At 63.3% G+C, this 22,464-nt stretch carries 23 protein-coding genes and 1 riboswitch; of the genes, 9 read left to right on the top strand and 14 right to left on the bottom strand.

Annotated features, from left to right (window positions below):
* Positions 1–834 (bottom strand): AraC family transcriptional regulator, encoded by an 834-nt coding sequence (locus NKI69_RS11510; RefSeq protein ID WP_023813513.1) that lies wholly within the window; start codon positions 832–834, stop codon positions 1–3.
* Positions 835–1,129: 295 nt separating this feature from the next.
* A riboswitch (cobalamin riboswitch) is annotated at positions 1,130–1,336 on the top strand.
* 162 nt (positions 1,337–1,498) lie between these two features.
* On the opposite strand from NKI69_RS11510, the gene NKI69_RS11505 reads away from it, so the two are divergent.
* From NKI69_RS11505 to NKI69_RS11495, 3 genes are all read left to right on the top strand, one after another.
* On the top strand, positions 1,499–2,287 hold the full coding sequence (locus NKI69_RS11505; RefSeq protein ID WP_352721338.1) for an ABC transporter ATP-binding protein: 789 nt from the start codon (positions 1,499–1,501) through the stop codon (positions 2,285–2,287).
* 45 nt (positions 2,288–2,332) lie between these two features.
* Positions 2,333–3,280, top strand: coding sequence for an ABC transporter substrate-binding protein (locus NKI69_RS11500; protein ID WP_352629671.1), 948 nt, complete (start codon positions 2,333–2,335; stop codon positions 3,278–3,280).
* A gap of 135 nt (positions 3,281–3,415) precedes the next feature.
* On the top strand, positions 3,416–4,402 hold the full coding sequence (locus NKI69_RS11495; protein ID WP_127289411.1) for a FecCD family ABC transporter permease: 987 nt from the start codon (positions 3,416–3,418) through the stop codon (positions 4,400–4,402).
* A gap of 24 nt (positions 4,403–4,426) precedes the next feature.
* Here NKI69_RS11495 and NKI69_RS11490 read toward each other — a convergent pair whose 3' ends face one another.
* The 4 genes from NKI69_RS11490 to NKI69_RS11475 form a co-directional block, all read right to left on the bottom strand.
* Positions 4,427–5,275 carry a metal ABC transporter permease gene (locus tag NKI69_RS11490; protein WP_502900173.1) on the bottom strand — a complete coding sequence of 283 codons (849 nt, stop codon included), beginning with the start codon at positions 5,273–5,275 and terminating at the stop codon, positions 4,427–4,429.
* Positions 5,275–6,135: a metal ABC transporter permease gene (locus tag NKI69_RS11485; protein WP_127267054.1), complete on the bottom strand. Its 861-nt coding sequence runs from the start codon at positions 6,133–6,135 to the stop codon at positions 5,275–5,277. Before NKI69_RS11485 ends, NKI69_RS11490 begins: the two co-directional genes overlap by 1 nt.
* On the bottom strand, positions 6,132–6,992 hold the full coding sequence (locus NKI69_RS11480) for a manganese/iron ABC transporter ATP-binding protein (RefSeq protein ID WP_352721376.1): 861 nt from the start codon (positions 6,990–6,992) through the stop codon (positions 6,132–6,134). The genes NKI69_RS11485 and NKI69_RS11480 overlap by 4 nt, the downstream gene beginning before the upstream one ends.
* 77 nt (positions 6,993–7,069) lie before the next feature.
* Positions 7,070–7,984, bottom strand: a complete 915-nt coding sequence (locus NKI69_RS11475) for a metal ABC transporter substrate-binding protein (RefSeq protein ID WP_502896775.1) — start codon at positions 7,982–7,984, stop codon at positions 7,070–7,072.
* 177 nt (positions 7,985–8,161) lie between these two features.
* Between NKI69_RS11475 and NKI69_RS11470 the strand changes: the two genes are divergently transcribed.
* A complete protein-coding gene (locus tag NKI69_RS11470) occupies positions 8,162–8,590 on the top strand; it encodes a Fur family transcriptional regulator (RefSeq protein ID WP_023813521.1) in 429 nt (142 codons plus the stop codon).
* Positions 8,591–8,654: 64 nt separating this feature from the next.
* On the opposite strand, the gene NKI69_RS11465 is transcribed toward NKI69_RS11470, so the two are convergent.
* Genes NKI69_RS11465 through NKI69_RS11440 form a run of 6 tightly spaced genes read right to left on the bottom strand, consistent with a single transcriptional unit; the run spans position 8,655 to position 14,464 of the window.
* Positions 8,655–9,590 carry a phosphatidate cytidylyltransferase gene (locus NKI69_RS11465; RefSeq protein ID WP_352721334.1) on the bottom strand — a complete coding sequence of 312 codons (936 nt, stop codon included), beginning with the start codon at positions 9,588–9,590 and terminating at the stop codon, positions 8,655–8,657.
* The gene (locus tag NKI69_RS11460) at positions 9,590–10,252 is read right to left on the bottom strand and encodes a lysophospholipid acyltransferase family protein (RefSeq protein ID WP_127257924.1); all 663 of its coding nucleotides are present in this window, start codon (positions 10,250–10,252) and stop codon (positions 9,590–9,592) included. Before NKI69_RS11460 ends, NKI69_RS11465 begins: the two co-directional genes overlap by 1 nt.
* Positions 10,249–10,692 carry a hypothetical protein gene (locus tag NKI69_RS11455; RefSeq protein ID WP_352721332.1) on the bottom strand — a complete coding sequence of 148 codons (444 nt, stop codon included), beginning with the start codon at positions 10,690–10,692 and terminating at the stop codon, positions 10,249–10,251. The genes NKI69_RS11460 and NKI69_RS11455 overlap by 4 nt, the downstream gene beginning before the upstream one ends.
* On the bottom strand, positions 10,689–12,014 hold the full coding sequence (locus NKI69_RS11450) for a phosphatase PAP2/dual specificity phosphatase family protein (RefSeq protein ID WP_352721330.1): 1,326 nt from the start codon (positions 12,012–12,014) through the stop codon (positions 10,689–10,691). Before NKI69_RS11450 ends, NKI69_RS11455 begins: the two co-directional genes overlap by 4 nt.
* Positions 12,015–12,019: 5 nt before the next feature.
* Positions 12,020–13,804, bottom strand: coding sequence for a bifunctional alpha/beta hydrolase/class I SAM-dependent methyltransferase (locus tag NKI69_RS11445; protein ID WP_502900172.1), 1,785 nt, complete (start codon positions 13,802–13,804; stop codon positions 12,020–12,022).
* Positions 13,805–13,855: 51 nt separating this feature from the next.
* Positions 13,856–14,464 carry a CDP-alcohol phosphatidyltransferase family protein gene (locus NKI69_RS11440; protein WP_352721326.1) on the bottom strand — a complete coding sequence of 203 codons (609 nt, stop codon included), beginning with the start codon at positions 14,462–14,464 and terminating at the stop codon, positions 13,856–13,858.
* A 213-nt stretch (positions 14,465–14,677) separates the two neighbouring features.
* Between NKI69_RS11440 and NKI69_RS11435 the strand changes: the two genes are divergently transcribed.
* The 3 genes from NKI69_RS11435 to NKI69_RS11425 all read left to right on the top strand — a co-directional run bounded on the left by NKI69_RS11435 (position 14,678) and on the right by NKI69_RS11425 (position 18,172).
* Positions 14,678–15,157: a MarR family winged helix-turn-helix transcriptional regulator gene (locus NKI69_RS11435; protein ID WP_023813527.1), complete on the top strand. Its 480-nt coding sequence runs from the start codon at positions 14,678–14,680 to the stop codon at positions 15,155–15,157.
* Entirely contained in the window at positions 15,154–16,335 is a 1,182-nt protein-coding gene (locus NKI69_RS11430; RefSeq protein ID WP_352553895.1) for an HlyD family secretion protein, read from the top strand. Before NKI69_RS11435 ends, NKI69_RS11430 begins: the two co-directional genes overlap by 4 nt.
* Positions 16,336–16,639: 304 nt before the next feature.
* Entirely contained in the window at positions 16,640–18,172 is a 1,533-nt protein-coding gene (locus tag NKI69_RS11425) for a DHA2 family efflux MFS transporter permease subunit (RefSeq protein ID WP_023813528.1), read from the top strand.
* A gap of 9 nt (positions 18,173–18,181) precedes the next feature.
* Here the strand turns inward: NKI69_RS11425 and NKI69_RS11420 are convergent, their stop codons facing one another.
* Together NKI69_RS11420 and NKI69_RS11415 are read right to left on the bottom strand one after the other, a co-directional pair.
* Positions 18,182–18,691, bottom strand: coding sequence for a CAP domain-containing protein (locus tag NKI69_RS11420; protein ID WP_023813529.1), 510 nt, complete (start codon positions 18,689–18,691; stop codon positions 18,182–18,184).
* A gap of 70 nt (positions 18,692–18,761) precedes the next feature.
* A complete protein-coding gene (locus tag NKI69_RS11415) occupies positions 18,762–19,124 on the bottom strand; it encodes a winged helix-turn-helix transcriptional regulator (RefSeq protein WP_023813530.1) in 363 nt (120 codons plus the stop codon).
* Positions 19,125–19,230: 106 nt separating this feature from the next.
* On the opposite strand from NKI69_RS11415, the gene NKI69_RS11410 reads away from it, so the two are divergent.
* A complete protein-coding gene (locus tag NKI69_RS11410) occupies positions 19,231–19,947 on the top strand; it encodes a glutathione S-transferase family protein (protein ID WP_023813531.1) in 717 nt (238 codons plus the stop codon).
* Between the two features lie 142 nt (positions 19,948–20,089).
* Here the strand turns inward: NKI69_RS11410 and NKI69_RS11405 are convergent, their stop codons facing one another.
* Positions 20,090–21,313: a TadE/TadG family type IV pilus assembly protein gene (locus NKI69_RS11405; protein WP_023813532.1), complete on the bottom strand. Its 1,224-nt coding sequence runs from the start codon at positions 21,311–21,313 to the stop codon at positions 20,090–20,092.
* 300 nt (positions 21,314–21,613) lie between these two features.
* On the opposite strand from NKI69_RS11405, the gene NKI69_RS11400 reads away from it, so the two are divergent.
* Positions 21,614–22,438, top strand: coding sequence for a DUF2189 domain-containing protein (locus tag NKI69_RS11400; RefSeq protein WP_023813533.1), 825 nt, complete (start codon positions 21,614–21,616; stop codon positions 22,436–22,438).
* Positions 22,439–22,464 lie beyond the last annotated feature (26 nt).

Below are 22,464 nucleotides of genomic sequence, written 5' to 3'. Positions count from 1 at the left end.
CTACGCCTTCACCGGTATCCAGATCTCCAGCCCGCCATTGCCGCTGCGCGGGTCGAACTCAGGGCCGTAGCGTTCGAATTCCGGCGCATCCGATATCTCGTGGCCGGAAGCCGGCAGCCATTTGTTCCAGATCGTATTGACCGTGCGGCGGATGGTCGAGATGTGTTCGCGGTGGGCAAAGACCGCATATTTCTGCGCCGGCACCCGCACCCGGCTGAATTCCCTCGGCAGGTCGGAAAAATCAGACACTTCGACGCCGGCGATGTAGTCGAAATTGCCGGCATCGTCGCCGTTGACGCAGACGCCATAGGCGACATCGCCGGTCTCGCCCGGAATGTTGCCGATATAGGGGCCGAAGCGCTGCCATTGCATCGGAATGGCGGCGCTGGTTTCGCAGCTGTAGCGTTCGCCGAGGCCGGCGATCAGGAACGGCCGGCTGGTCTCGAAACGCGGTGGTTCGAGATTGGTGAGGAAGGACTGGTCCATCAGGATCGGCTCCACGAGGTCGAGCTTGTCGAGTGTGCCTTGCGCGCGCACCAGTTCCGGCGTGGTGCCGAACTGATCGCGGAAGGCACGGGTGAACGCCTCATGCGAGTTGTAGCCGGCGTCGAGCGCGACGGAGAGAATGTCGGGCGCCCCGCCGGCCAGCTTGCGCGCCGCCTCGGTGAGCCGGCGTGAGCGCATGTAGCCCATCACCGAGCGGCCCGTGGCAGCGCCGAAAGCCCGCGTCACATGAAAACGCGACACGCCGCTGCTTTGCGCGATATCGTCAAGCGAGATCGCCTCCGGCAGATGACTTTCGACGAACCACAGCGCTTTCTCGGTCGGGTTCATTTTGCTCCTCGCATTGGCCAGATCATCCTGCCGTTTCCTGGCGCGGCCAGTTTGATCGAAATTGCGCATCCCGCGCAATCGAACCGATCCCGTCACAGTCGCACACCGATATGGCACAGCGGTCGAGCGCCCCTTGCCGCCGACGAGCCAAATTCGGCAGGCTTCGCTTGACAGCGCCAGGCGGCATCCTCTAAATGCGTAATGTTATTACATATCGAGAGCGTGAAATGCATGTTTCCCCTAGCCGGCCCACCACTCCGTCCGAGAAATCCATTGCGAAGCGATTGGAGGAAATCTACGCTGAAGCGGTGATGGTCCCCGAGTCGAAAGGCGAGGGGTGAAAAGGGAACACGGTGAGATCCCCAGGGGTCCAGGCCGTGGCTGCCCCCGCAACTGTAAGCGGCGAGCAAAATCCGTGAATGCCACTGGCCGGCAAGGCTGGGAAGGCAGGATGGCGCAACGACCCGCGAGCCAGGAGACCTGCCATCACTGAGTTGACCGGACGGGGTGTGCCGGGAGGAAACGCGAATCCCGGTCTTGTCGGCCGCTTCGCCAGCTTCCTTCCGTCGCCAGTTTTGGAAAGTGACGGAAAGTTGGACGGCTCTATCGATCATCGCATCATCGTGTGCACGCTTTGCCATCCCGGCAATCTGGCGGGCAGCCGATGACCGTAGCGCTTCTCGAAGCACATGACCTCTGCGCCATGGCCAATGGGCGGGATCTGGTCCAGGCGGTCAGCTTCTCGGTGGCCGCTGGCGATCGCCTAGCCATCATCGGTCCCAACGGCGCGGGCAAGACGACGCTGCTGCGCATGCTGTCGGGCATGCTGCGGCCGAGCTCCGGCGAGGTGAACCTCGGCGGGCGCCGGCTGGACGGGATTTCCGCCGCCGAGCGGGCGCTGCATATCGCCGTTGTCGGCCAGACCGACCAGCCCGATCCGCGGCTGGCGGTGATCGACTATGTCGAGCTGGGCCGGGTCCCGCACGCTCGGCTACGGCGCAGGAGCGAGGAGCGTGACATTGTCGTCGATGCGCTGCGCCGGACCGGCCTGCTGCCGCTGCTTGGCCGCACCATCGGCTCCCTGTCGGGCGGCGAGCGCCAGCGCGCCCAACTGGCGCGCGCCATCGCCCAGCAGCCAAAGATCCTGTTCCTCGACGAGCCGACCAACCATCTCGACCCGCGCGCCCGCGGCGAACTGCTTGAACTCGTGGCCGGCTTCGAGATGATGGTGATCGCGGTGCTGCACGATCTGGCGCTGGTGGCACCGTTCGCCACCAGGGTGGCGGTGATGAACCATGCCCGTCTGCAAGCGCTCGCCGCACCGCGCGAAGCGCTGACCCAAAAGCTGATTCGCGAAATTTTCGGCATCGATGTGCTGCGTCTGCGCCATCCGACCGAAGACCGCGAACTGACGGTGTTCGATGTTCCGAACCGTGCCGCGCCGCCATCCTGATTGAAGCCGTCCCATATCGATCATCCCGTCCACAGGAGCAAACCCTTGAAACGCCTTGCTTTTTCGCTTGCCTTCTCGCTGCTGGCCTCGACAGCCCTGGCCTTCCCGGTAACTGTCGACAGCTGCGGCAAGCCGCTGACCTTCGATGCGCCGCCGAAGCGCGCCGTCATCCAGGATCTCAACATGGCCGAGATGGCTTTCGCGCTGAAACTGCAGCCGTCGATCGTCGGCCTGACCGGCATCACCGGATGGTACAAGGTGGGTCCTGAGTTCAAGGCCGAGCAGGGTTCGATCCCGGAACTGGCGCCGAAATATCCGACGCTCGAAAACCTCGTCGCGGTCGAGCCCGATTTTTTCTTCGCCGGCTGGTATTATGGCATGAAGCCGGGTGGTGAAGTGACGCCCGACACGCTTGCTCCGCACGGCATCAAGACGCTGGTGCTGACGGAAAGCTGCGTCCATCTCGACAAGAGCCGCCCCGCCGCCTCGATGGACCTGCTCTATGGCGACGTCGAAAAGCTGGGCAAGATCTTCGGCAAGGAGGCCGAAGCTGAGAAGCTTGTCTCCGGCTGGAAGACGCGGCTCGCCGACATCACCGCCAAGGTCGGCGACGCCAAGGGAACGCGGGTCTTCCTCTATGATTCCGGCGAGGACAAGCCGTTCACCGCAGGCAAATTCGCCATCCCCAGCGCCATGATATCAGCCGCCGGCGGCGACAACATTATGGCCGACATGGATACCAGTTGGGGCAATACGGACTGGGAAACGGTGGCGTCGCGCAATCCGCAATTCCTCATCCTGCTCGATTACCAGGATGGCGGTGGCTACAGGAAACTGCTCGATTTCCTGAAGGCGCATCCGGCGATGAAGGAGACGGACGCGGTCAAGAACGAGCGCTTCGTCGCCCTGCGCTATGCCGAACTGACGCCGGGCCCGGCCAACATCGAAGCGATCGACAAGATCGCCAAGGCCATGCATCCGGAAGCGTTTTGATGCCTGTCGCCCAAAAGTGCGCAGCGGTTTTGGGGCAACGACATGCATGAACAAAAGATGCTGGAAGTGCGTCGCACGCGTCCTGACAGACACGACGCATTTCCAGGCTTGCGTCATCCGGCATTTGCACTGGCCATGATGGTGGGAGCGGCGGCGATCGCCGCTCTCGCTCTGCTGTCGATCGCCTACGGCTCGACGCTGATCCCGCTGACCGATGTTGTTGCCGCGCTTGGCCGCGCAGTCGGCTTCAGCGGGCACGACGTGGCCGGGCCGGTCGGCAAGATCGTCGTCGACCTGCGGCTGCCGCGCACGATCCTGGCCATCTGCGTCGGGGCCGGTCTCGGCGTCGTCGGTGCGCTGCTGCAGACGGTGACCCGCAACGACCTTGCCGACCCGTTCCTGTTCGGCCTGTCGTCGGGCGCCGCCGCGGGTGCGGTTTCCGTCATCACCGTCTTCGGCGACAGTTTCGGCATCTGGACATTGCCGGTCGCGGCCTTCACCGGCGGCATATTGGCTGCCGGCGTCGTGCTGCTGCTGGTTGCGCGGGTGAGGGGGCAAGGCCCGGAGCGGCTGATCCTTGCCGGCCTTGCCGTGTCCTTCATGTTCACCGCCTTGACCAACTATCTTGTCTTTGCCGGCGATCAGCGCGCCGCCCACTCCGTGCTGTTCTGGACCATGGGCGGCCTTGGCCTGGCGCGCTGGGATAATATCTGGCTGGGCGCGCTGGGAGCAGGCACCATTCTGGCTTACGCGCTGTGGAACCACCGCCGGCTCGATGCTTTCCTGGCCGGCGAAAACGCCGCCGAAAGCCTGGGCGTGCCGGTGGCGCGGATGCGAAGGATGACCTTTCTCGTCGCCGCCTTCTCGACGGCGATCCTGGTCTCGGTCGCCGGCGTCATCGGCTTCGTCGGGCTGATGATCCCGCATCTGTCGCGGCCGCTGGCGGGCCCCTTGCACCTGCGCCTGGTTGCCAGCTGCGCCGTCTTCGGCGCCGTGCTGTTGCTGGCCAGCGATCTTCTGGCCCGAACGCTGCTGCCGCCGCAGGAACTGCCGATCGGCATCATCACCAGCTCGGTCGGCGCGTTCTTCGTCGTCACCATGCTGATCCGCAACCGGCTTTGAGTGCGGCCTGGGTCAGGGCCGCGATTACTCTCCCGAAATGCCCAGTTGCACCCGTTGCTTTGGGCGCTTCGACTGGAACAGGGCAAGCAAAAAAACGCCGGCCTGAACGACGACGATCGTCGGGCCGGTGGCTGCGTCGATGTGATAGCTGAGGATCGTTCCCACGACGCTCGACCCGATGGCGGCCGCGGCGGCAATGGCGAGCATGCGCTCAAAGCTCTTCGTCAAAAGAAAGCCGATCGCTCCCGGCGCGATCAGCATGGCGATGACAAGGATGATCCCGACAGCCTTCAGCGAGGCCACGATGGTCAACGCGAGCAGCGTCAGCAGCCCGAAATGCAGCAGGTTGACGGGCAGGCCGATCGCGCGCGCATGGGCCGGATCGAAACAATAAAGCAGCAGATCCTTGCGTTTTGCCAGAACGATGAGGATCGCCGGCACGACGATGACCGCCGCCTCGATCACGTCGCGCCACTGGACGCCGAGCATGTTGCCGAACAGGATATGATTGAGATGCTGGTCGGTCTCGACCTTGACGAACAGCACCAGGCCAAACGCGAACATGCCTGAGAAGACGATGCCCATGACTGCGTCCTCCTTGATCCGGCTGTGCTGCTTGAGGTAGCCCGTCGCCAGCGCGCAGCCAAGTCCTGCCACGAAGGCGCCGAAGGCAAGCGGGATCCCGGCGATATAGGCGAGCACGATACCCGGAAGCACGGCATGCGAAACGGCGTCGCCCATCAGCGACCAGCCCTTCAGGACGAGATAGCAGGACAACACTACGCAAATGGCGCCGACCAGAACGGCGACGGCGAGACCGCGACGCATGAATTCGTGACTGAGCGGTTCGGCGATCCAGGACCAGATCGTCATCATGACGCGACCTGCGATGCGGCACGTGCCGCCCGGCGTGCGGCGAGCCGCCCATGTTTGGGTGCGAAGACGAAGGCAGTCAGAAAGACCACGGTCTGCAGCACCACGATCAGTCCGCCAGTCGCGCCATCGAGAAAGAAGCTGAGATAGGCGCCAACCGCGCTCGTCGCCGCGCCGATCGCCATCGCGAGCAGGATCATGACGCCGAACCGATCGGTAAGCAGGTAGGCGGTGGCGCCAGGCGTTACCACCATCGCGATCACGAGGATCGCGCCGACGGTCTGGAGCGCGGCGACGATGCAGGCGCTGAGCAGCACGAAGAACAGGACCCGCAGCCGCCACGGATTCAGGCCGACGCCGCGCGCATGGTTCTCGTCGAAGAACACCAGCATCATATCCTTCCATCGAAGCCCCAGTACAGCCAGCGAAACCGCTGCGATGAGGATGACCTGGGTTACATCCTCGTCGGAGATTGCGAGGATGTTGCCGAGTACGATGGACTGGATGTTTACGGAGGTCGGACTGATCGACGCAATCAGCAGCCCGCCAGCGAACAGCGTTGTAAAGACAAGGCCGATCACGGCGTCCTCGCGAAGTTGCGTCACGCGCCGCACCAAGGTGATGCCGAGTGCGGCGATGAGGCCGGAGGCGAATGCGCCGGCGGCATAGGGAAGGGCCAGCATGTAGGCGGCCGCAACGCCCGGCACCACCGAGTGGGCAAGCGCGTCGCCCATCAGGGCCCAGCCCTTTAGTATGAGATAGCAGGACAGGAACGCGCAGACCATGCCGACCAGGGCGCTGACCCAGATGGCCTTGGCCATGTAGTTGTAGGTGAAGGGTTCCAGCAGGATGTCGATCACGGGGCTGGCGATCCGCTGTCGGGCTTCATCATCTTCTCTTGATCCCGCTCGCCGTAAAGCACCAGAGGACGCTCGTCATCGGTCAGCACGGTCAGGTGGCGAGCGTCGGGGTCGTCATGAAGATCGGCGCCGCCGAGGCGCAGATGCCTCAGCACGCCGCCAAAAGCTTTCGCAAGATTGGCTTGCGTAAACGTTGTCTCTGTTGGTCCGAAGGCCAGCACCGTCTTGTTGAAGATGACGACATGGTCGCAGAAATTGACGATGCTGCCGAGATTGTGCGTCGACACCAACATCAGCTTGCCGTCGTCGCGCATCGACCGAAGGAGATCGATGATCGCTGCTTCGGTCTGAACGTCGACGCCGGTGAACGGCTCGTCGAGCAGGATGATTTCGCCGCCCTGCGCCAGAGCGCGCGCCAGGAACACACGCTTCTTCTGGCCGCCGCTCAGTTCGCCGATCTGGCGCTTGCGAAAATCGGTCATGCCGACCCGTTCCAGTGCCGCGTCGACCGCCATGCGATCGGCTCTGCCTGGGATACGCAGAAAATTCATGTGGCCGTAGCGGCCCATCATGACGACATCTTCCACCAGCACCGGAAAGTTCCAGTCGACATCCTCGCTCTGCGGCACATACGCGACTAGGCCGCGCTTCAGCGCTGCGCGGACGGGCAATCCGGCGATAAGCACTGTTCCGGTCGACGGCGTCAGGAAGCCCATCAGCGCCTTGAACAGCGTCGATTTGCCGGAGCCGTTGACGCCGACCAGCGCGCAGATGGTGGAGGCGCCGAGCCTGAAAGAGGCGGAGTGTACGGCCGTGACCCCGCTTGAATAGTTGACGGTGACGTCGTCCACGTCGATGGAGGCAACGACCCGGCCGCTACCGGTCGATGTTCGATCATGGCTGCTGTCCGGAGCGAGCGCGGTGCGAACCCCGGTCACCCGCCGAACCCCTGGACGATCGTCTCGACGGTGGTTTCGAGAAGCTTCAGATAGGTCGGAACCAGGCCGTCTTCCTCGCTCAGCGAATCGACGTAGAGGACGCCTCCATAGGTGGCTCCGGTTTCGCGCGCGACTTGCTTGGCCGCCTTGTCGGAAATGGTGCTTTCGCTGAACACCACCGGAATCTTGTTCTCGCGCACCAGGTCGATCAGCTTGCGCGCCTGTTGCGGGGTGCCTTGCTGGTCGGCGTTGATCGGCCACAGATAGGCTTCGCGCAGGTCGAAGTCGCGTGCCAGGTAGCTGAAAGCGCCTTCGCTTGTAACCAGCCAGCGTTGGTCCGTGGGGATCGCCGACAGGCGCTTGCGCATGGGCTCGTCGATTGCCTTGATCTTTTCCGAATAGGCGGCGGCATTGGCGGCATAGACCGGGGCGTTTGCCGGATCCGCCTTGGACAGCGCCTTGCGGATGTTCTCGACATAGATGAGGGCGTTCTTCGGCGACATCCACGCATGCGGATTGGGCTTGCCTTCGTAAGGTCCCTCCTTGATCCCCATCGGCTCTATGCCCTCCGTGACGACGGCACTCGGCACGTTCTTCACGTTGTCGAAGAATTTCTCGAACCAGCGTTCGAGGTTCATGCCGTTCCAGAGCACGAGGTCGGCCGATTGCGCCCTCACCACGTCGAGCGGCGTCGGCTGATAATCGTGGATTTCAGCGCCGGGCTTGGTCACCGACTCTACGATTGCCGCGGTCCCGGCCACGTTTTGCGCGATATCCTGGATGATCGTGAACGTCGTCACGACGCGCAGAACCTTCCCTGCCGAAGGCTGAGTCTCCTGTGCCATGACCGGAACGAGGCTCGCCATCGTCGCAAAACCGATGGCCACAAGGCCGCCAAGCGCCCGCAGCATCGTCCTGCGGGTTGGGGAAGCAGAAACAGTCATCGGATGCCTTTCGACTGGAGTTGATCGTCGCCCATGCGCTGCTCACGTCATGCTAATGCAAGTGAGTTGCATCTGATATTGCAGTTGCAACTGATTTGCAAGTAGCTAATTGCAGTCGCGTGGCAACGCGGCTAAGTATGACGGATGAAAGCGGACAACGACCTTTTCGAGCGATTCCGGAGCAATTTGAAAGCCGCCGGTGTCCGGATGACTGAACAACGCAAGGTGATCTTGCGGCTGCTGGCGGATGCGCATGACCATCCGGACGCGAACGAATTGTATTCTCGTGCCCACCAGATCGACGGCAGCATTTCCTTGTCGACCGTCTACCGGACGTTGCGGCTCCTGGAGGAGAAAGGCGCCATCCAGCGTCATGCCTTCGACGAGGGCCGCGCCCGGTTCGAAAACGCGGACCGTGAACATCACGACCATCTCATCGACCTCGACACCGGTCAGGTGATCGAGTTCCGTTCCGACAAAATCGAGAAACTGCAGGCCGAGATAGCGTCGGAGCTTGGCTTCGAGATCGTCCGCCACAAGCTGGAACTGTATGTCAGGAAACGCGCTAAATAGCGTGGTTTCTGGTCGTCACCATGCTCATCCGCAACCGCTTTGGGCGCGGCAACAGATCGCCGGATCACACGGTCCAGAAATAGCGCACGATGTGGAAGAACACCGGGGCAGCGAAGACCAGGCTGTCGGTGCGGTCCATCATGCCGCCATGGCCTTCGATCAAATGGCCCCAGTCCTTCACGCCCTGATCGCGCTTGATGGCCGATGCGACCAGCCCGCCGAGGAATCCCATCGAGCAGGCGACGAAGGCCACGGCTGCCGCCTGCAGCGGCGAGAAGGGGGTCACGAACGACAGCAGCGCGCCAAGCAGGCTTGCCGACACCAGTCCGCCGATCAGGCCTTCCCAGGTTTTCGACGGCGAGACGTTCGGCGAGAAACGATGTTTTCCAAAGAGCTTGCCGAAGATGTACTGCAGCACGTCGCTGCCTTGCACGACGATGATCAGGAAAGCGATCAGCAGCAGGGTCCGGCCTTCGAAGCCTGGCACGTCGAGAGTCAGCAGGGCGGGGACGTGGCTGACGCAATAGACCGAGATCATCACCGCCCATTGCTGCGCGGCGATGCGCTCGAGGAAGCGTTCGGTGTCGCCATGCAGCGCCGTGATGGCCGGCATCAACAGGAAGCAGTAGACCGGAATGAAGATGACGAAGAGCCCGTACCAGGCGGTCCACACCAACCAGTACTGAAACGGGATGATGATGCCGAACATGCCAAGCAGCACCCAATGGTCGCTGCGGCGCGTATGCGTCAGCGTCACGAATTCGCGCAGCGCCGCGAAGGAGATCAGCGCAAACAGGATGGTCATCCCGTAACGACCGAAGAAGAAGGCGACCGTCATCAGCGCAACCATCACCCACCAGGCGTTGATGCGCTGGGTCAGATTGACCAGCGTCGAACTGAGCGGCTTCGGCGCTCGCGCCGAAAGTATGGTGGCGACAACGCTGGCGGTGGTCAAAACCGCCAGCAGGCCGATGATCAGGATGGAGATCTCGTGGCGCATCAATCGTCTCGCTCGGGACGCGGGTTGAGCGCCAGAAGCGTGGCGTGGGCGCGTTCGAGGAAGGCGCGGCGTTCCTCGCCCGGGCCAACCGCGACCGGGGCGCCGAAGACGACGCGGCACAGCAGCGGCACCGGCAGGAACTGGCCCTTGGGCAGCACGCGCGACATGTTCTCGATCCAGCACGGGATCAGCTCGACCTCAGGCCGCGCCGTCGAGAGATTGTAGAGCCCGGAGCGGAAAGCCAGCAGCGGCTCCTCGGTCATGTTGCGGGTGCCCTCGGGAAACAGGATCAGCGAATGGCCCTGGTCGAGAACCGACAGCATGATCTCGATCGGGTTTTCCTCAGGCTTCGTCCATTGCCGGTTGATGAGCACGGACGACAGCATGTCCTGCGCGATGAAGCGGCGCAGCCGCGACTTTCCCCAATATTCGCCGGCGGCTACCGCGTGCGTGATCGCGCGCTCCCTTTCGCTGAGACAGGCCGACAGCAGGATGAAGTCGCCATGGCTGGTGTGATTGGCGAAATAGATGCGCTGCCGGTCGGACGGCAGGCTGCCGCTCCAGATCGGACGCACGCCGGTCACCATCCAGGCCAGCGCCGAGAGGCCGACGGACGTCACGGTCTGCAGCAAGGTGAAGGTTTTCAGCGAAAGCTTGTTCATCGCGGCGCCCAAAACCCCGCCGCCAGAAGCGCTGCGGCAAACAGCGCCAGGGCCGCGCGCTGCTTGAACAGCAAGCGGTTTGTGCCGGCCATGCGGTCATCGAGCGAGCGTGTCGCGGACGGGGCCGGTTTCAGGCGCATGCGCGTCAGCATGTCATCCACCGCGGCGCCGCCGGAAGCTTCGTCGTCATGGCTCGCCATCATCCGGAACAGCAGCGCGTCGAATGCCAGCAGCGCCGACAGCGCCAGCACGGCGACAGCGCTCGCGGCGGTGATCGACAGGGCGAAGGCCGCCGGCAAGTTTTCGAAAGCGCCGCGCGTCGAGGCAGCCAGCGGCGCAAGAATATTCGCGGCCACCACGAGTGCAGCCGGCCAACCGGCCTGCCGCATCAACATGCCGGCGAAGCGGTCGGTGCGGTCCTGATAGGGATTGCCGGTCATGACGCCACCCGCTCCGTGGCCTCGGCGAGATGAACTGGCCGGCCGGCGGCCGCGAGCATCTCGCGGGCAAGCGCCGGCGTCGTGGCCTTGCCGGTCGCCACCAGCCATTCGGCGACGACGCCGGCGCTGCGCTGGAAGCCGAGCGCGCAACACACCAGCACGATGCCGTCGCGGCGCGCACTCTCCAGCGCGCCGGCTGCCTGTTGCCGTATCGCCACCGGCGGCGGCAACAGGTCGACCATCGGAAAGCTGATCCAGCGGCAATCGGCTGCCGCCGGCTTTTCAAGTTCGGCGGCGAGGTCGATGACCGTGCCGAAGTTGTTGGCCTCGCGTGCCGTGGGAAAGCGTCCGAGAAAGACGCCGTCGGCAATCGCCACCTGGGGAGCAAGATTGCGCGTCCACGCCCATATGTTTGCCCGGACGCCGAGGCGGTAAGGCAAGAGCAGGACACGGCTTGCCAGCGTGATGCCGCCATCGGCGGATTTCTGGAACACTTTTTCGCCTGCCCCTGCATAGGCGAGGGCGACGATGGCCAGCGCCAGCGCCGGCCAAAGCAGGAAGAGCGCGACAGCGCAAACGAATGCACCGAGCGCAGCACCCGCCAACGCGAGCACGGCGCCCAGCGCGTAGAACCGCGCCAGCCGCCGCGCTTTCGCATCGTTGGTCGGCCGGAAGCCTGAAAACGGCAACGCGCCGCTGCGCGGAAACAGCCACAGCGCAAAGAACCCGAGCAGCGCGCCGGTCGGGATGTCGATGAAATGATGCTGCCAGGTCGTCAGCACCGAGGCGCCGATGAGTAAGCACCAGCCATGCCAAAGCGGCAGGAGCAACCCGCCGAGTCGGTGGCGCCAATGATCCCAGACGATCACCAGAAGGGCGATGTGCAGCGAGGGCGCCTGGTTGAACGGCTTGTCGAAACCGCCGAGCACGGCAAACAGGAAGCCCGGCAGGCCGGTCGTCGCCGGTCGCACGAATGTCGCGGTCAGCGGGAACAGGATGAAGCAGATAACGGCGAGGATCTGCGCGGTGAGATAGCGTGCGGCCAGACGGTCGACCCCTTGCCTGTCGTTGTTGAGCAGCAGCGACAGGCCGTAGAACAGGTTGATCGACCAATAGGGCACGATGGTCCAGGCGACGAACGGAATGCCGTGCTCCCACGAGAACACGATGCTGCCGACATCGTCGCGCCGCGACGCCAGCCAGTTGGCGAAGCCGTAGCTGAGGTAGAAGAACGGCGCCAGGAATGCCAGCCAGAGGGCTGCCCTGACGACCACCCGGCTATAAGGTTCGGCACGCGCCATGGATGCAGGCGATGAGACCATGCTGTTCAGCGGCGCCGCGCGACCGAGACGGTGAAGATGCCCCATTGGTCGATGCGCTGGTCGAGCTTGTCGAAACCGGCAGCTTCGACGAGCTGGTCCATCTCGCCCTGCGTGCGCCGCCGCATCACCCAGGCTTCGCCGTCACGATGCGAGGTCAGGCTGCGTGCGATCATCTCGAGTTGCGGGTGCCAGGGCTGGTTGGTGTAAAGCAGCAGGCTGCCCGGCTGCATGGCGCTGGCCAGTCCACCGAGCGAGCGGGCGATCATCGCATTGTCCGAGAACAGCTCGTAGAGGCCGGAAACGATGGCAAGGTCCGGAGCCGGATCGATCGAAGCGAGCACGTCGGCATCGAAAGCATCTCCACGCTGGAACGAAACATCAGCCGGCAATTGCCGCTCAGCGATCAGCTTGCGGCCAAGCTGGACGTTGAGGTCGGAATAATCCTGCAGGCGCACGCTCGCCGGCTGGTCGGGGCTCTTCACGATGGCATCGAGAACATAGCGGCCGTGGCCGGCGGCGATGTCGAGAATGTGCGCCGGCCGACCTGCGGCCTTGAGCGTCGCCAGGCACGAGCCGATGAGTTCTTCGAGATGCAGCTTGCGCTGGCGGATGCCGCGCCAGCCGATGGCTTCCAGGAAAATGCGGTCGACGACGCGGCCAAGAGGTGTAAGACCCCGCGCGTCGTTCTCGTAGACGTAATCCAGCGTCGAGCCGGAATCGAAGCCGGTGGCGATGCCGGTCTTCATGCCCTGCGAGACCCAGGCGCCCATGCGGATGGAGGCACGGCTGAATGCCCAATAGAGACCTTTGGGCGACAACAGATCGAGCGGCGAGGCAAGCCTGTCGGCCTCGTCGCGGGTGTAGCCCGCAATATCCGCCTGCTTCAGGTCGACCGGCGCGTCCGGTGCCGCGAACTGCCTGGCCAGGAACGGCCGGATCAGCTCGAGGGCCTGCGCCCGGTCGCGTTCGCCCAGCGTGTCGTGAAAGAAGCCCGGCAGCACATGGCGTTCCTTGGCGCGGCTGCCGAGATTGACGAAGAACTCGTGCTGCGGGCCGTGGCGCACCACCCAGTCGCTGCCCGAAAGCAGAAGCTGGGTCGGCACGCGGATGGCGCGGGCGTCAGCGACGATGCGTGCGGCATGCTGGTAGAGTTCGACCAGGATGTTGGAAGCGATCGGCCGCGTGATCAACGGATCGCTCTCGAAGGAGGCGATGCGCACGGGATCATGGGTCAGGAATTTCGCCTTGACGTACGAATTGACGAAAAAGCGGCCCTTGATCTTCTGCCAGAGCGCGATGCCCTCCTTGGCGAAGGGTACGTAGAGTTTCACCGAGAAGGCCGGTGAAGCCAGCACCATGGCGCGCAGCTTGGGCGCATAGTCATGCACCCAGGCGGCGGCAAGCACAGCGCCGAAGGATTGCGCGATCAGCGCGATATCCCCAGTGGCGAAGCCATCCCTGGCGGCAATCTCGCGCATGAAGCAGTCGATGTCGCGCACCAGCGCCGAGAAGGACGGGGCATAGCCGCGCTCGCCGGACGAACGGCCATTGCCGCGGGCATCCCAGGCATAGAAGGCGTGGTCCGGCATCTGCAATTCGTCGACGAGATGGGCCATGCGGCCGCCATGCTCGTGGCCGCGATGGAACAGCACCACCGCGCCTTTGGCATCGGCCGAAGCCGCAGGCCAGAATCGGTAGAAGATCTCCGCCCCGTCATGGCTGCGGAAGACCCGCTCCTGCGCTTGCCGCGCAAGGCTTTGCGTGGCCGCGGCGGCGATCGGTTCGTGCATCATGGTCTTTTCCCTCTGGCGGCCCAATGGCGGCATGGCGAGCCTCGATGCTCAGCTGGCGCTGCCAATAAGGCCAGCGCGTATCCGGTTTATGGCGGTCAGCAGCGAAAGCGTTGCCATGGCCGGAAACACAAACAGCGCGATGGTTGCCGGCCAGAGCCCGGCGGCGCACAGCACGGCAACCACACCGAGCGCCAGCGCCCTGTCGCTCTTGCCGAACGGCCCGGCATAGTTTCGCCCGATCTTGGTAGCGATGCCGAGCACGCCGGCGAACTCGGTCAGCACGGCCGATATCGCGAAGGCGATGACGCCCCATGCGCCAAACTCCGGAAAGACGGCAAAAGGCAGTATCAGCGCGAGGTCCGAAACGACGTCGCACAACTCGTTCAGATACATGCCGAGCGTCGACGCCTGCCCATGTTCCCGCGCCAGCATGCCATCCACGGCATTCAGCGCCATGCGCACGAACATCACCGCGGGGATCAGCAACAGCAGCCAGCGCCATTCGTGCCAGATCGCAATGGCCGCGCCGGCGGTTATCGACATCACGGCCGCCAGGATGGTTATGCTGTTTGCGGTGACCCCGATTGCCGCCAGCCGATTGACCAGCGGCCGCAGTCGACCCTGGAAGGCCGGCTTGAGAGCGTAGAGCGTCGGCATTTTCGTGATCCCCCGATCCTGACCAACGGCTGTACATCAATATGTCAGACCCGACCAGCATGACGTGGCGGAGCGGCGAAGCCGGCTGGCATGGCGACAGGCGATCACCAATCGGTAACCATGCCTGCATCGCATGACTGTCGTGCATATCTGCCGGCTTCTTTTGCAACGCGGCATCTTGAATAGTGAGCACGCTTATTATATATCCCGCTCATGGTTTCCGATGGCATCGACAGATTGGGCTTCTTGATCCACGACGTGCAGCGCCTGATGCGCAAGCGCTTCGAGGCGAGGGCCAGTGGCTTGGGGCTTTCTTCGGCGCAATGGCGGCTTCTGGTCCGCGTTGCCAAGGAAGACGGCGTCGCGCAGGCAAGGCTGGCCGAACTTCTCGAAATCGAGCCGATCAGCGTTTCGCGCCTGGTCGACCGCATGGAGGAGGGAGGCTGGATCGAGCGTCGTGCCGACGCCGCCGATCGTCGCGTCCGCATGATCTTCCTGACGCCCAAGGCAAGCGATGCCTACGCCGTGATCAAGAGCATTGCCGGAGAAGTCTATGAGGAATCGCTGGTCGGCGTGAAGCCGGAAGCCCGTCGCGTCCTCGTCGAAGGGCTCGAGGCGATGGTCCGCAACCTGACCGACGACGAGACGCCGTCCATTGAAAAAGTGAAGAATACAGAAGGCGCAGCAGCATGAACGCGGTGGCCAAGATAGACAAGAACACGACCGAACTGGAGATGGAAGCGCAGGCGCAGCCGGCCGCGGCCCCGTTGGCGGTTGCTCCCCCAGTGCAGCCGGCCTCGGCGCCGGTGAAGAAAAATCGCCGGCTGGGCCGCCTTCTGCTGATGGTTGCGCTGCCCGCGGCACTCGCTGTCGGGGGCGGCTACGTCTGGGTCACCGGCGGCCGCTACCAAGAGACCGAGAACGCCAACCTGCAGCAGGCCAAGGTGTCGATCGCTTCCGACACGGCAGGCCGCATCGTCAAGGTCGACATCTTCGATAACCAGCTGGTCAAGCAGGGTGACGAGCTCTTTGCCATCGACCCCGAGCCATACCGGATCGCGCTGGCGCAGGCCGACGCGGCGGTGGCGGGCGCGCGTCTCAATGTCGAGCAGCTGCGCGCGGCCTATGGCCAGTCGATGGCTCAGCAGAAGTCCGATGCCAGCCAGGTCGTCTTCGCCCAGTCGCAGTTCGACCGCGCCGCCGATCTTGCCCAGAAGGGCATCAACGCCAAATCGTCGCTGGACGAGGCCAAGAACGATCTCGACAAGGCCAAGCAGCAGCTGGCCGTTGCCGAGCAAGGCATCATCAGCGCCAAGGCAGCCCTTGGCGGCAATCCCGATATCGAGACCGACAAGCACCCGACCGTGATGGCCGCGCTCGCCGCGCGCGACAAGGCGGCCTACGACCTGGCGCAGACCACGGTCAAGGCGCCGGCGGACGGCATCGTCAGCCAGGCCTCGTCGTTCAAGGTCGGCCAGTATGTCGGTTCCGGCACGCCGCTGTTTTCACTGGTCGAGACCGGCGACACCTGGATCGATGCCAATTTCAAGGAAACGCAGCTCACCCACATGAAGCCCGGCCAGAAGGCCGAGATCGTGGTCGACACCTATCCAGGGCGCACCTTCGAGGCGACGGTCAAGGCGATCGGCGCCGGCACGGGAGCCGAGTTCTCGCTGCTGCCAGCCCAGAATGCCACCGGCAACTGGGTCAAGGTCACGCAGCGCATCCCGGTTCGTCTCGAATTGACCGATGCGGACGCCAAGATGGCGTTGCGCACCGGCATGAGCGCCACCGTGACCGTCGACACCGGCGTGGCGCGTGGCCTGCCTTCGATCTTCGGTCACGCCACGGCTGGCGAGGCCGCGCAGTAACGTCAACAGAATGCCGCAGGACCAGCGGCGGAGGTGAATAGCAGGATTGGTCTGATGGGAGGAACTGGAGAATCAGCGTTTGGGCGTGCCGCGTAGCGGCCTGGCCGAAATCTGAAATCTCCGAGGCAGCCCCGTCGGTCCTCATGTTTCCGGGCGGCAGGCATCCGCTCATCAGAGACTTTCAGTCGATGTAACCCCCACATCGACAATCGCGTCCCACCGCGACGAGGGTCTCTCAACGGAAGGCGTTGCCGCCCGGAAACCCCTTGTACACGTTTTTGTTACCTGCTGGAAGTTTCATGCCATGAGCACGCCCGAACCCTTCAAAGAAGTGCCGCATCGCGGCCTGATCACGGTCGCGCTCATGCTGGCGACGATCATGCAGGCTCTCGACACGACGATCGCCAACGTCGCGCTGCCGACCATGACCGGCGATCTCGGCGCCTCACCCGACAACATCAACTGGGTGCTGACCTCCTACATCGTTGCCGCCGCCATCATGACGCCGGTCACCGGCTGGCTGGCCGATCGCTTCGGCCGCAAGGAACTGTTCCTTGGGGCGGTTGTCGGTTTCACCGTGTTTTCGATGCTGTGCGGTATCGCCTGGAGCCTGGAGAGCATAGTGTTCTTCCGGCTGATGCAAGGCGTGTTCGGCGCCGCCATCGTGCCACTGTCGCAAACCTTCCTGCTCGACATCAACCCCAGGGAACGTCACGGCCAGGCAATGGCCATCTGGGGCGCCGGCATCATGCTGGGGCCGATTCTGGGTCCGACGCTAGGCGGCTGGCTGACCGAAAATTTCAACTGGCGCTGGGTGTTCTTCATCAACCTGCCGGTCGGCATCATCGCCTTCCTCGGTATGGCCGCCTATCTGCCGGCGGTTGCCCGGCGGGTGCGCAGCTTCGATTTCTTCGGCTTCGCCATGTTATCGCTCGGTGTCGGTGCGCTGCAGCTGCTGCTCGACCGCGGCGGCGAGGTCGACTGGTTTTCTTCGGTCGAAATCTGGATCGAGCTTGCTCTTTCGATCACCGGATTCTGGGTGTTCATCATCCACACGCTGACGGCGGAACGTCCTTTCATCGATCCCAAGATCTTCCTCGACCGCAATTTCGTGACCGGGCTGGCATTCATCTTCGTCATGGGCGTGCTGATCCTGGCCTCGATGTCGCTGCTGCCGCCGATGCTGTCGACCATCTTCGGCTATCCGACCGTCACCATCGGTGTCGTGTTGGGGCCGCGCGGTGTCGGCACCATGATTTCGATGCTTGTCGTCGGGCGGCTCATGAGCAGGATCGACGCCAGGATTCTTGTCGTCATCGGCTTTCTGCTCACGGCGCAATCGCTCTACACCATGTCCAGCTTCACGCCACAGATGGACAATTGGCTGATCCTCAGCTCCGGCGTCATCCAAGGCCTGGGGATGGGAATGGTGTTCGTGCCGCTGTCGACCGTCGCCTTCGCCACGCTTGACGTGCGCTTCCGCACCGATGCCACGGCTTTGTTCAGCCTGGTGCGCAATCTTGGCTCATCCATCGGCGTGTCGGTCGTGACGGTTCTGATGGTGCGCAACACGCAGGTCAACCACACCGAGCTTTCGGCCTTCATCAACCCATTCAATCCGAATCTGTGGGCGGTCTCTCCAGCCGCCGCGAGCGGCGATCCCATGGCGCTCTCACAGGTCGATCGCATGGTCAATCTCCAGGCGATGATGATCTCTTACGTCAATGACTTCAAAATGCTCATGGTGATGACGCTGCTTGCCATTCCGTTTGTTTTCCTGCTGCGCAAGCCGAAGCAGGCGCCTGCCGGCGGCGCGCCGGCAGCGCATATGGACTAGCTTTCCATCCTATTTCCCGAGCACCAGGCTCCAGTAACGGAGCTTGCTGTCGCCGCCGTCGCGCACATAGGCAAGGCCGAAGCGGGTGAAGCGCGGGTCGAGCATGTTGCGGCGATGGCCGGGCGAATGCACCCAGATGTCGAACAGCTTCTCAAGATCGAAACGGCCCTCGGCGATGTTCTCCGCCGCGGCACCGGAAATTCGATTGTCCCTGACGCGCGAGGCGAAATCCTTGCCCCAGCCGGTGGTGTGGCTCATGCGGCGGCGCTGCGCCATGTAGCCGGCCTGCTGCAGGGCGGCCTGTTCGAGCTGCCGGTCGGGGACCATCGGCGCCAGCCCGGCCGAGGCGCGGATACTGGCCAGCGTGCCGGTGGCGGAGGAGGAGACCCCGGCGCCTTCGCCGGTTGGCAGTGAAACAGTGCTGCAGGCGGCGAGTCCCGCTAGGGCGGCGAGGCCGGTCAACACCATGCGCCTGTTCAGATTCGGCATCGGGTAGGTTTCGATTTTCGCTATGGTCATGCCCCTGAGATAACGTCGATCATGGCTTTTGCCGGGCAGGGCGGCGAAAATTCTGGTCTAACCGACGGTTCTAGGCGGCGGTATCGAGATTTACGTCCGAAGCCGGCGAGCGGCCGGTCCGGTCGTCTTCGGTCCGTTCCCACCAGGCGCCGAGCGCATCGACCAGCGGGACAAGCCTGCGGCCCGGCGCGGTAAGGTCATAGTCGACCCGCAACGGATAACCCGGACGCGCCGTTCGCCGCACGATGCCGGCTTCCTCCAGCTTGCGCAGTTCCAGCGTCAGGATGCGATGCGACACCGTCGGGTTGTCGCGTCTCAGGTCGCTGAACCGCTTGGTGCCGTCCTTCAGATAATAGAGCAGCAGTGTGGGCCAGCGACCGCTGAGCACGCGCATGGTCTCTTCGATCGGGCAGCGTGAGACGACGTCTTTCATGGGCGGATCCTGGTTACAGAATTGTGCGTAATTTACATGGGACGATCAGCGTTTAGGGTCAAGTTTCGCTGCGCGGCGTGATCCCCTCAATCACGGAAGAAAACAAATGGAACCTATCCTGCTTTATGGCTTCCCGGCGGGAAGCTCGATGGGGCTCGTCGCTGCCTTCGAACGCATCGGGCAACCCTATCGCCTGTGCCGCGTCGACATGCTCACCGAGATGAAAAACGATGCCTATGCCAACATCAACGGCCGTCAGGAAACGCCGGTGCTGATCACCGACGACGGCCGGGTGCTCACCGAGACAATGGCCATCGCCGCATGGCTCGAAGCCCGCGACACGCAGCGCCGCATCAGCTTCGAACCGCGCACGCCGCAAGCCGACCGCATGCACCAGTTGATGGCCTTTGTGAACACCGGCTTCACCGCCGCCTTCAGCCCGCTCTGGGTGGCATTGGAAATGGCGGCGGATGAACCCGCGCTGAAGGCGACCTTGCGGGAGTTCGGCCGCAAGGCCGTTGCGGAACGTCATGATCGGCTCGAGGCGATGATCGCCGATACGGATTTCCTGGTCGGCGACCGGCTGACGCTGGCCGATACCACGCTGATCGGCGTGGCGCGCTGGGCGGAGTTTCACCAGGCGATCGACGGCGCTGCCTATCCCAAGCTGGCCGGATTGCGCCTTCGCATCGAAGCCGATCCGGCCGTGCGTTATGCGCTGGCTGTCGAGGATGGCGAACAACCCGCCGGTTCTGGCGCCTGCCTTGGCCACGTCCCGCTGACTGAGGTGATCGATCGCTTCGCTGCACCGGCGCAATCGTAGCGATACTCCATCTTCAACCAGGATGTGACTTTGTGAGAGGCACTGATCTGCCGGAGTGCGGTCGCCGCACTCCGGCATTGTTAAACGCGACCGCCATTTTTCTCAACGCGACCGCTTGCGCCGCCGGACATCGGGTCGTTTCTCATTTCACCAGAGTGATCATCCGATCGGCATACATTGTGCGATTTCCAAGCGCCGCCGCGCAATCCGACTTGACGGACGAGTTTCCGGTCATCTGTATCGTATTGCCGACAAGCCTGAGACAGTTGCCCTGGGCGCTCATATCAGAGTTGCCGGCGTAGGAAATGAGCGCGTCCGGCGCGTAGATAAAACCGCTGATCACGGAATTTGCGCCGCCATTCAATGTCAGAGCAGACGTGTTGCCGTGATCCTGAAAAATGGTGATACCGGCATAAGGGCCGCTGGTGGGCGGGGAAAGGTTCACCTTCTCATTGGCATTTATGTAGATCTGAGCGCTTTCCATGAGGAATATGGTCACGCCCTGGCCAGTCAGGCTGCCGTTTCCCCCTGGCTTTATGGTGGTGCCGCGCATGATGTAGACGCCCGGATCGAGCGTGATGTTTCCCGACAATGTCTTGTCGCAATAAGTGCCTGGCGACAGCGTGTAGGTTTTGCCGTTCGGGACCGGCAAACACAATGTGTAAGGGGGAGGAACGACGTCGGCCAGCGGATCAAAAGACGCGTACCGATGTTCGTGCGGCGTTCCGCAGGCGAGACTGGCGCTGGGTGGCGACAGCCCGCTGGTGCCGCCGACGGTTGAGACACAGCCCGCTGAAACCAGGGCGGAGCCGCCCCTGTTGACGGAATCGGACGCGTCCGAGTTCGCCGCGATCACGCAATTGTCCATCGAGACGTTGGTCGAGCCCTGCAGGTTCACGGCGGCGGACGCATGCGGATCGAGCGCCAGAACGCAGGCCTGCGCGCCAGGTTTTATCTTGACCGAGGCCGAGCGGTAGGCCTGCCAGGGGGCCGAGGCGCTGATGAAGCTTGGGCGGCTTATGCTGGACGACAGCGAGATAAAGTAGGCGCTTGGGCTGCCGCTTGCCGTTGCCGCGAAAGCGGAGACGCTGCCCAGATATTCCTGCTGGTTGGCCACGCTCATATTGGCGGCGAAAAATTGCAGCCCGAGCTGCTGGACATCGCCGGCCGCCATATCGGGAGAGAACTTCGTGCCGATGGCGAGCCCGGCCGCGTCCAGCGAGTTCTGTAGTTGCGAGGCGTCATGGCTCGTGCCGATCAGATCAACGGCGCCGGCCAAACCAATCATTATCGGCAGCATCCCGATGGCGGTCGTTATGGCAAAGTTGCCACGCTCCGAAGACCAGAAGCCTTTCAATGCGAACATAGTTCCTCGCCGAACTTCGTAAAGCTCAGGTGATACGCCAAAGATCCCTACGAGCAATTTAAGTAAATGCTAAAATGCGTAAATGCTAAAATGCAGCACAATGATTGGTCAAAATGAAGGACCGCCAAGGTACGCCATATGAGAGGCCATACGGAGAGTTGAACACTACGAGGAGTTGCTCCCCAGGCAATTGACGCGGCGACAATCGCCGCCAACTCTGCTATCGTGCCTCTCGTTCTTGAAGTGGCAGCTCTGGCGGCCATCCTGGCGGTGACCGCCCCGACACACGGGAGGAAGGTTATGGCCGGCTTTCATGTCATGGCGGACGCACGTGGAATGCATGTGCAGCCAACGGTGCGCCGCATCACCACGTCGGACCTTTGGGATGCGCTGCGCCTCGGCGTCGAGGATTTCTGGGCAAAACCTTCGCACTATGTGTTCCTGTGCTTGATCTATCCCATCGTCGGCCTGATCCTGACGCAGTGGACGTCCGGGGCCAACGCCATCCAGCTCATCTATCCCCTGATGTCGGGTTTCGCGCTGGTCGGGCCCTTTGCGGCGCTCGGCCTTTACGAGATCAGCCGCCGGCGCGAACTCGGCATGAACACCTCCTGGCGGCACGCGTTTGATGTGCGGCGCTCGTCCGCGGTTCCGTCGATCGCCGTCATCGGGATCATGCTGGTGGCGCTGTTCCTGTTATGGCTCTACACCGCGCAATCGATCTACACCGGCCTGTTCGGCGACCAGCCGCCGGCCTCGATCGGTGGCTTCATCCGCGACGTGCTGACCACCAGCAAGGGCTGGACGCTGATCCTTGCCGGCAATGCCGCGGGCTTTGTCTTTGCCGTAATCGTGCTGGCCACCACCGTGGTTGCCTTCCCGCTGCTGCTCGACCGTGACGTCGGCGCCGTTTCGGCGATCGAGACCTCGGCCCGGGCGGTAATGGCCAACCCGCTGCAGATGGCGCTGTGGGGCTTGCTGGTCGCCGTGCTTCTGGTGATCGGTTCCATCCCGCTGTTTGCCGGGCTAGCCGTCGTCATGCCGGTGCTCGGCCATGCCACCTGGCATCTCTACCGCAAGGTGGTCGAGCCCGAGCGGGCGCAGCAGACAAGGCGGCCGATGTAGGGTGCGCTGTCGCTAACTTCTTGCAA

Origin of the sequence: Mesorhizobium sp. M0491 (assembly GCF_040321265.1) — a bacterium.
In the GTDB taxonomy this organism is placed as follows: Bacteria; Pseudomonadota; Alphaproteobacteria; order Rhizobiales; family Rhizobiaceae; genus Mesorhizobium.
Note: the sequence above shows the minus strand (reverse complement) of the source record. Positions and strands in the feature narration are given on the sequence as shown.

What these genes read in the sequence shown, in the direction of transcription:
- NKI69_RS11510 (WP_023813513.1), bottom strand. Translation starts at nt 834, where the DNA reads ATGAACCCGACCGAGAAAGCGCTGTGGTTCGTCGAAAGTCATCTGCCG.
- NKI69_RS11505 (WP_352721338.1), top strand. Translation starts at nt 1,499, where the DNA reads ATGACCGTAGCGCTTCTCGAAGCACATGACCTCTGCGCCATGGCCAAT.
- NKI69_RS11495 (WP_127289411.1), top strand. Translation starts at nt 3,416, where the DNA reads ATGATGGTGGGAGCGGCGGCGATCGCCGCTCTCGCTCTGCTGTCGATC.
- NKI69_RS11490 (WP_502900173.1), bottom strand. Translation starts at nt 5,275, where the DNA reads ATGACGATCTGGTCCTGGATCGCCGAACCGCTCAGTCACGAATTCATG.
- NKI69_RS11475 (WP_502896775.1), bottom strand. Translation starts at nt 7,984, where the DNA reads ATGCTGCGGGCGCTTGGCGGCCTTGTGGCCATCGGTTTTGCGACGATG.
- NKI69_RS11470 (WP_023813521.1), top strand. Translation starts at nt 8,162, where the DNA reads ATGAAAGCGGACAACGACCTTTTCGAGCGATTCCGGAGCAATTTGAAA.
- NKI69_RS11465 (WP_352721334.1), bottom strand. Translation starts at nt 9,590, where the DNA reads ATGCGCCACGAGATCTCCATCCTGATCATCGGCCTGCTGGCGGTTTTG.
- NKI69_RS11460 (WP_127257924.1), bottom strand. Translation starts at nt 10,252, where the DNA reads ATGAACAAGCTTTCGCTGAAAACCTTCACCTTGCTGCAGACCGTGACG.
- NKI69_RS11455 (WP_352721332.1), bottom strand. Translation starts at nt 10,692, where the DNA reads ATGACCGGCAATCCCTATCAGGACCGCACCGACCGCTTCGCCGGCATG.
- NKI69_RS11450 (WP_352721330.1), bottom strand. Translation starts at nt 12,014, where the DNA reads ATGGTCTCATCGCCTGCATCCATGGCGCGTGCCGAACCTTATAGCCGG.
- NKI69_RS11445 (WP_502900172.1), bottom strand. Translation starts at nt 13,804, where the DNA reads ATGCACGAACCGATCGCCGCCGCGGCCACGCAAAGCCTTGCGCGGCAA.
- NKI69_RS11440 (WP_352721326.1), bottom strand. Translation starts at nt 14,464, where the DNA reads ATGCCGACGCTCTACGCTCTCAAGCCGGCCTTCCAGGGTCGACTGCGG.
- NKI69_RS11435 (WP_023813527.1), top strand. Translation starts at nt 14,678, where the DNA reads ATGGTTTCCGATGGCATCGACAGATTGGGCTTCTTGATCCACGACGTG.
- NKI69_RS11430 (WP_352553895.1), top strand. Translation starts at nt 15,154, where the DNA reads ATGAACGCGGTGGCCAAGATAGACAAGAACACGACCGAACTGGAGATG.
- NKI69_RS11425 (WP_023813528.1), top strand. Translation starts at nt 16,640, where the DNA reads ATGAGCACGCCCGAACCCTTCAAAGAAGTGCCGCATCGCGGCCTGATC.
- NKI69_RS11420 (WP_023813529.1), bottom strand. Translation starts at nt 18,691, where the DNA reads ATGACCATAGCGAAAATCGAAACCTACCCGATGCCGAATCTGAACAGG.
- NKI69_RS11415 (WP_023813530.1), bottom strand. Translation starts at nt 19,124, where the DNA reads ATGAAAGACGTCGTCTCACGCTGCCCGATCGAAGAGACCATGCGCGTG.
- NKI69_RS11410 (WP_023813531.1), top strand. Translation starts at nt 19,231, where the DNA reads ATGGAACCTATCCTGCTTTATGGCTTCCCGGCGGGAAGCTCGATGGGG.
- NKI69_RS11405 (WP_023813532.1), bottom strand. Translation starts at nt 21,313, where the DNA reads ATGTTCGCATTGAAAGGCTTCTGGTCTTCGGAGCGTGGCAACTTTGCC.
- NKI69_RS11400 (WP_023813533.1), top strand. Translation starts at nt 21,614, where the DNA reads ATGGCCGGCTTTCATGTCATGGCGGACGCACGTGGAATGCATGTGCAG.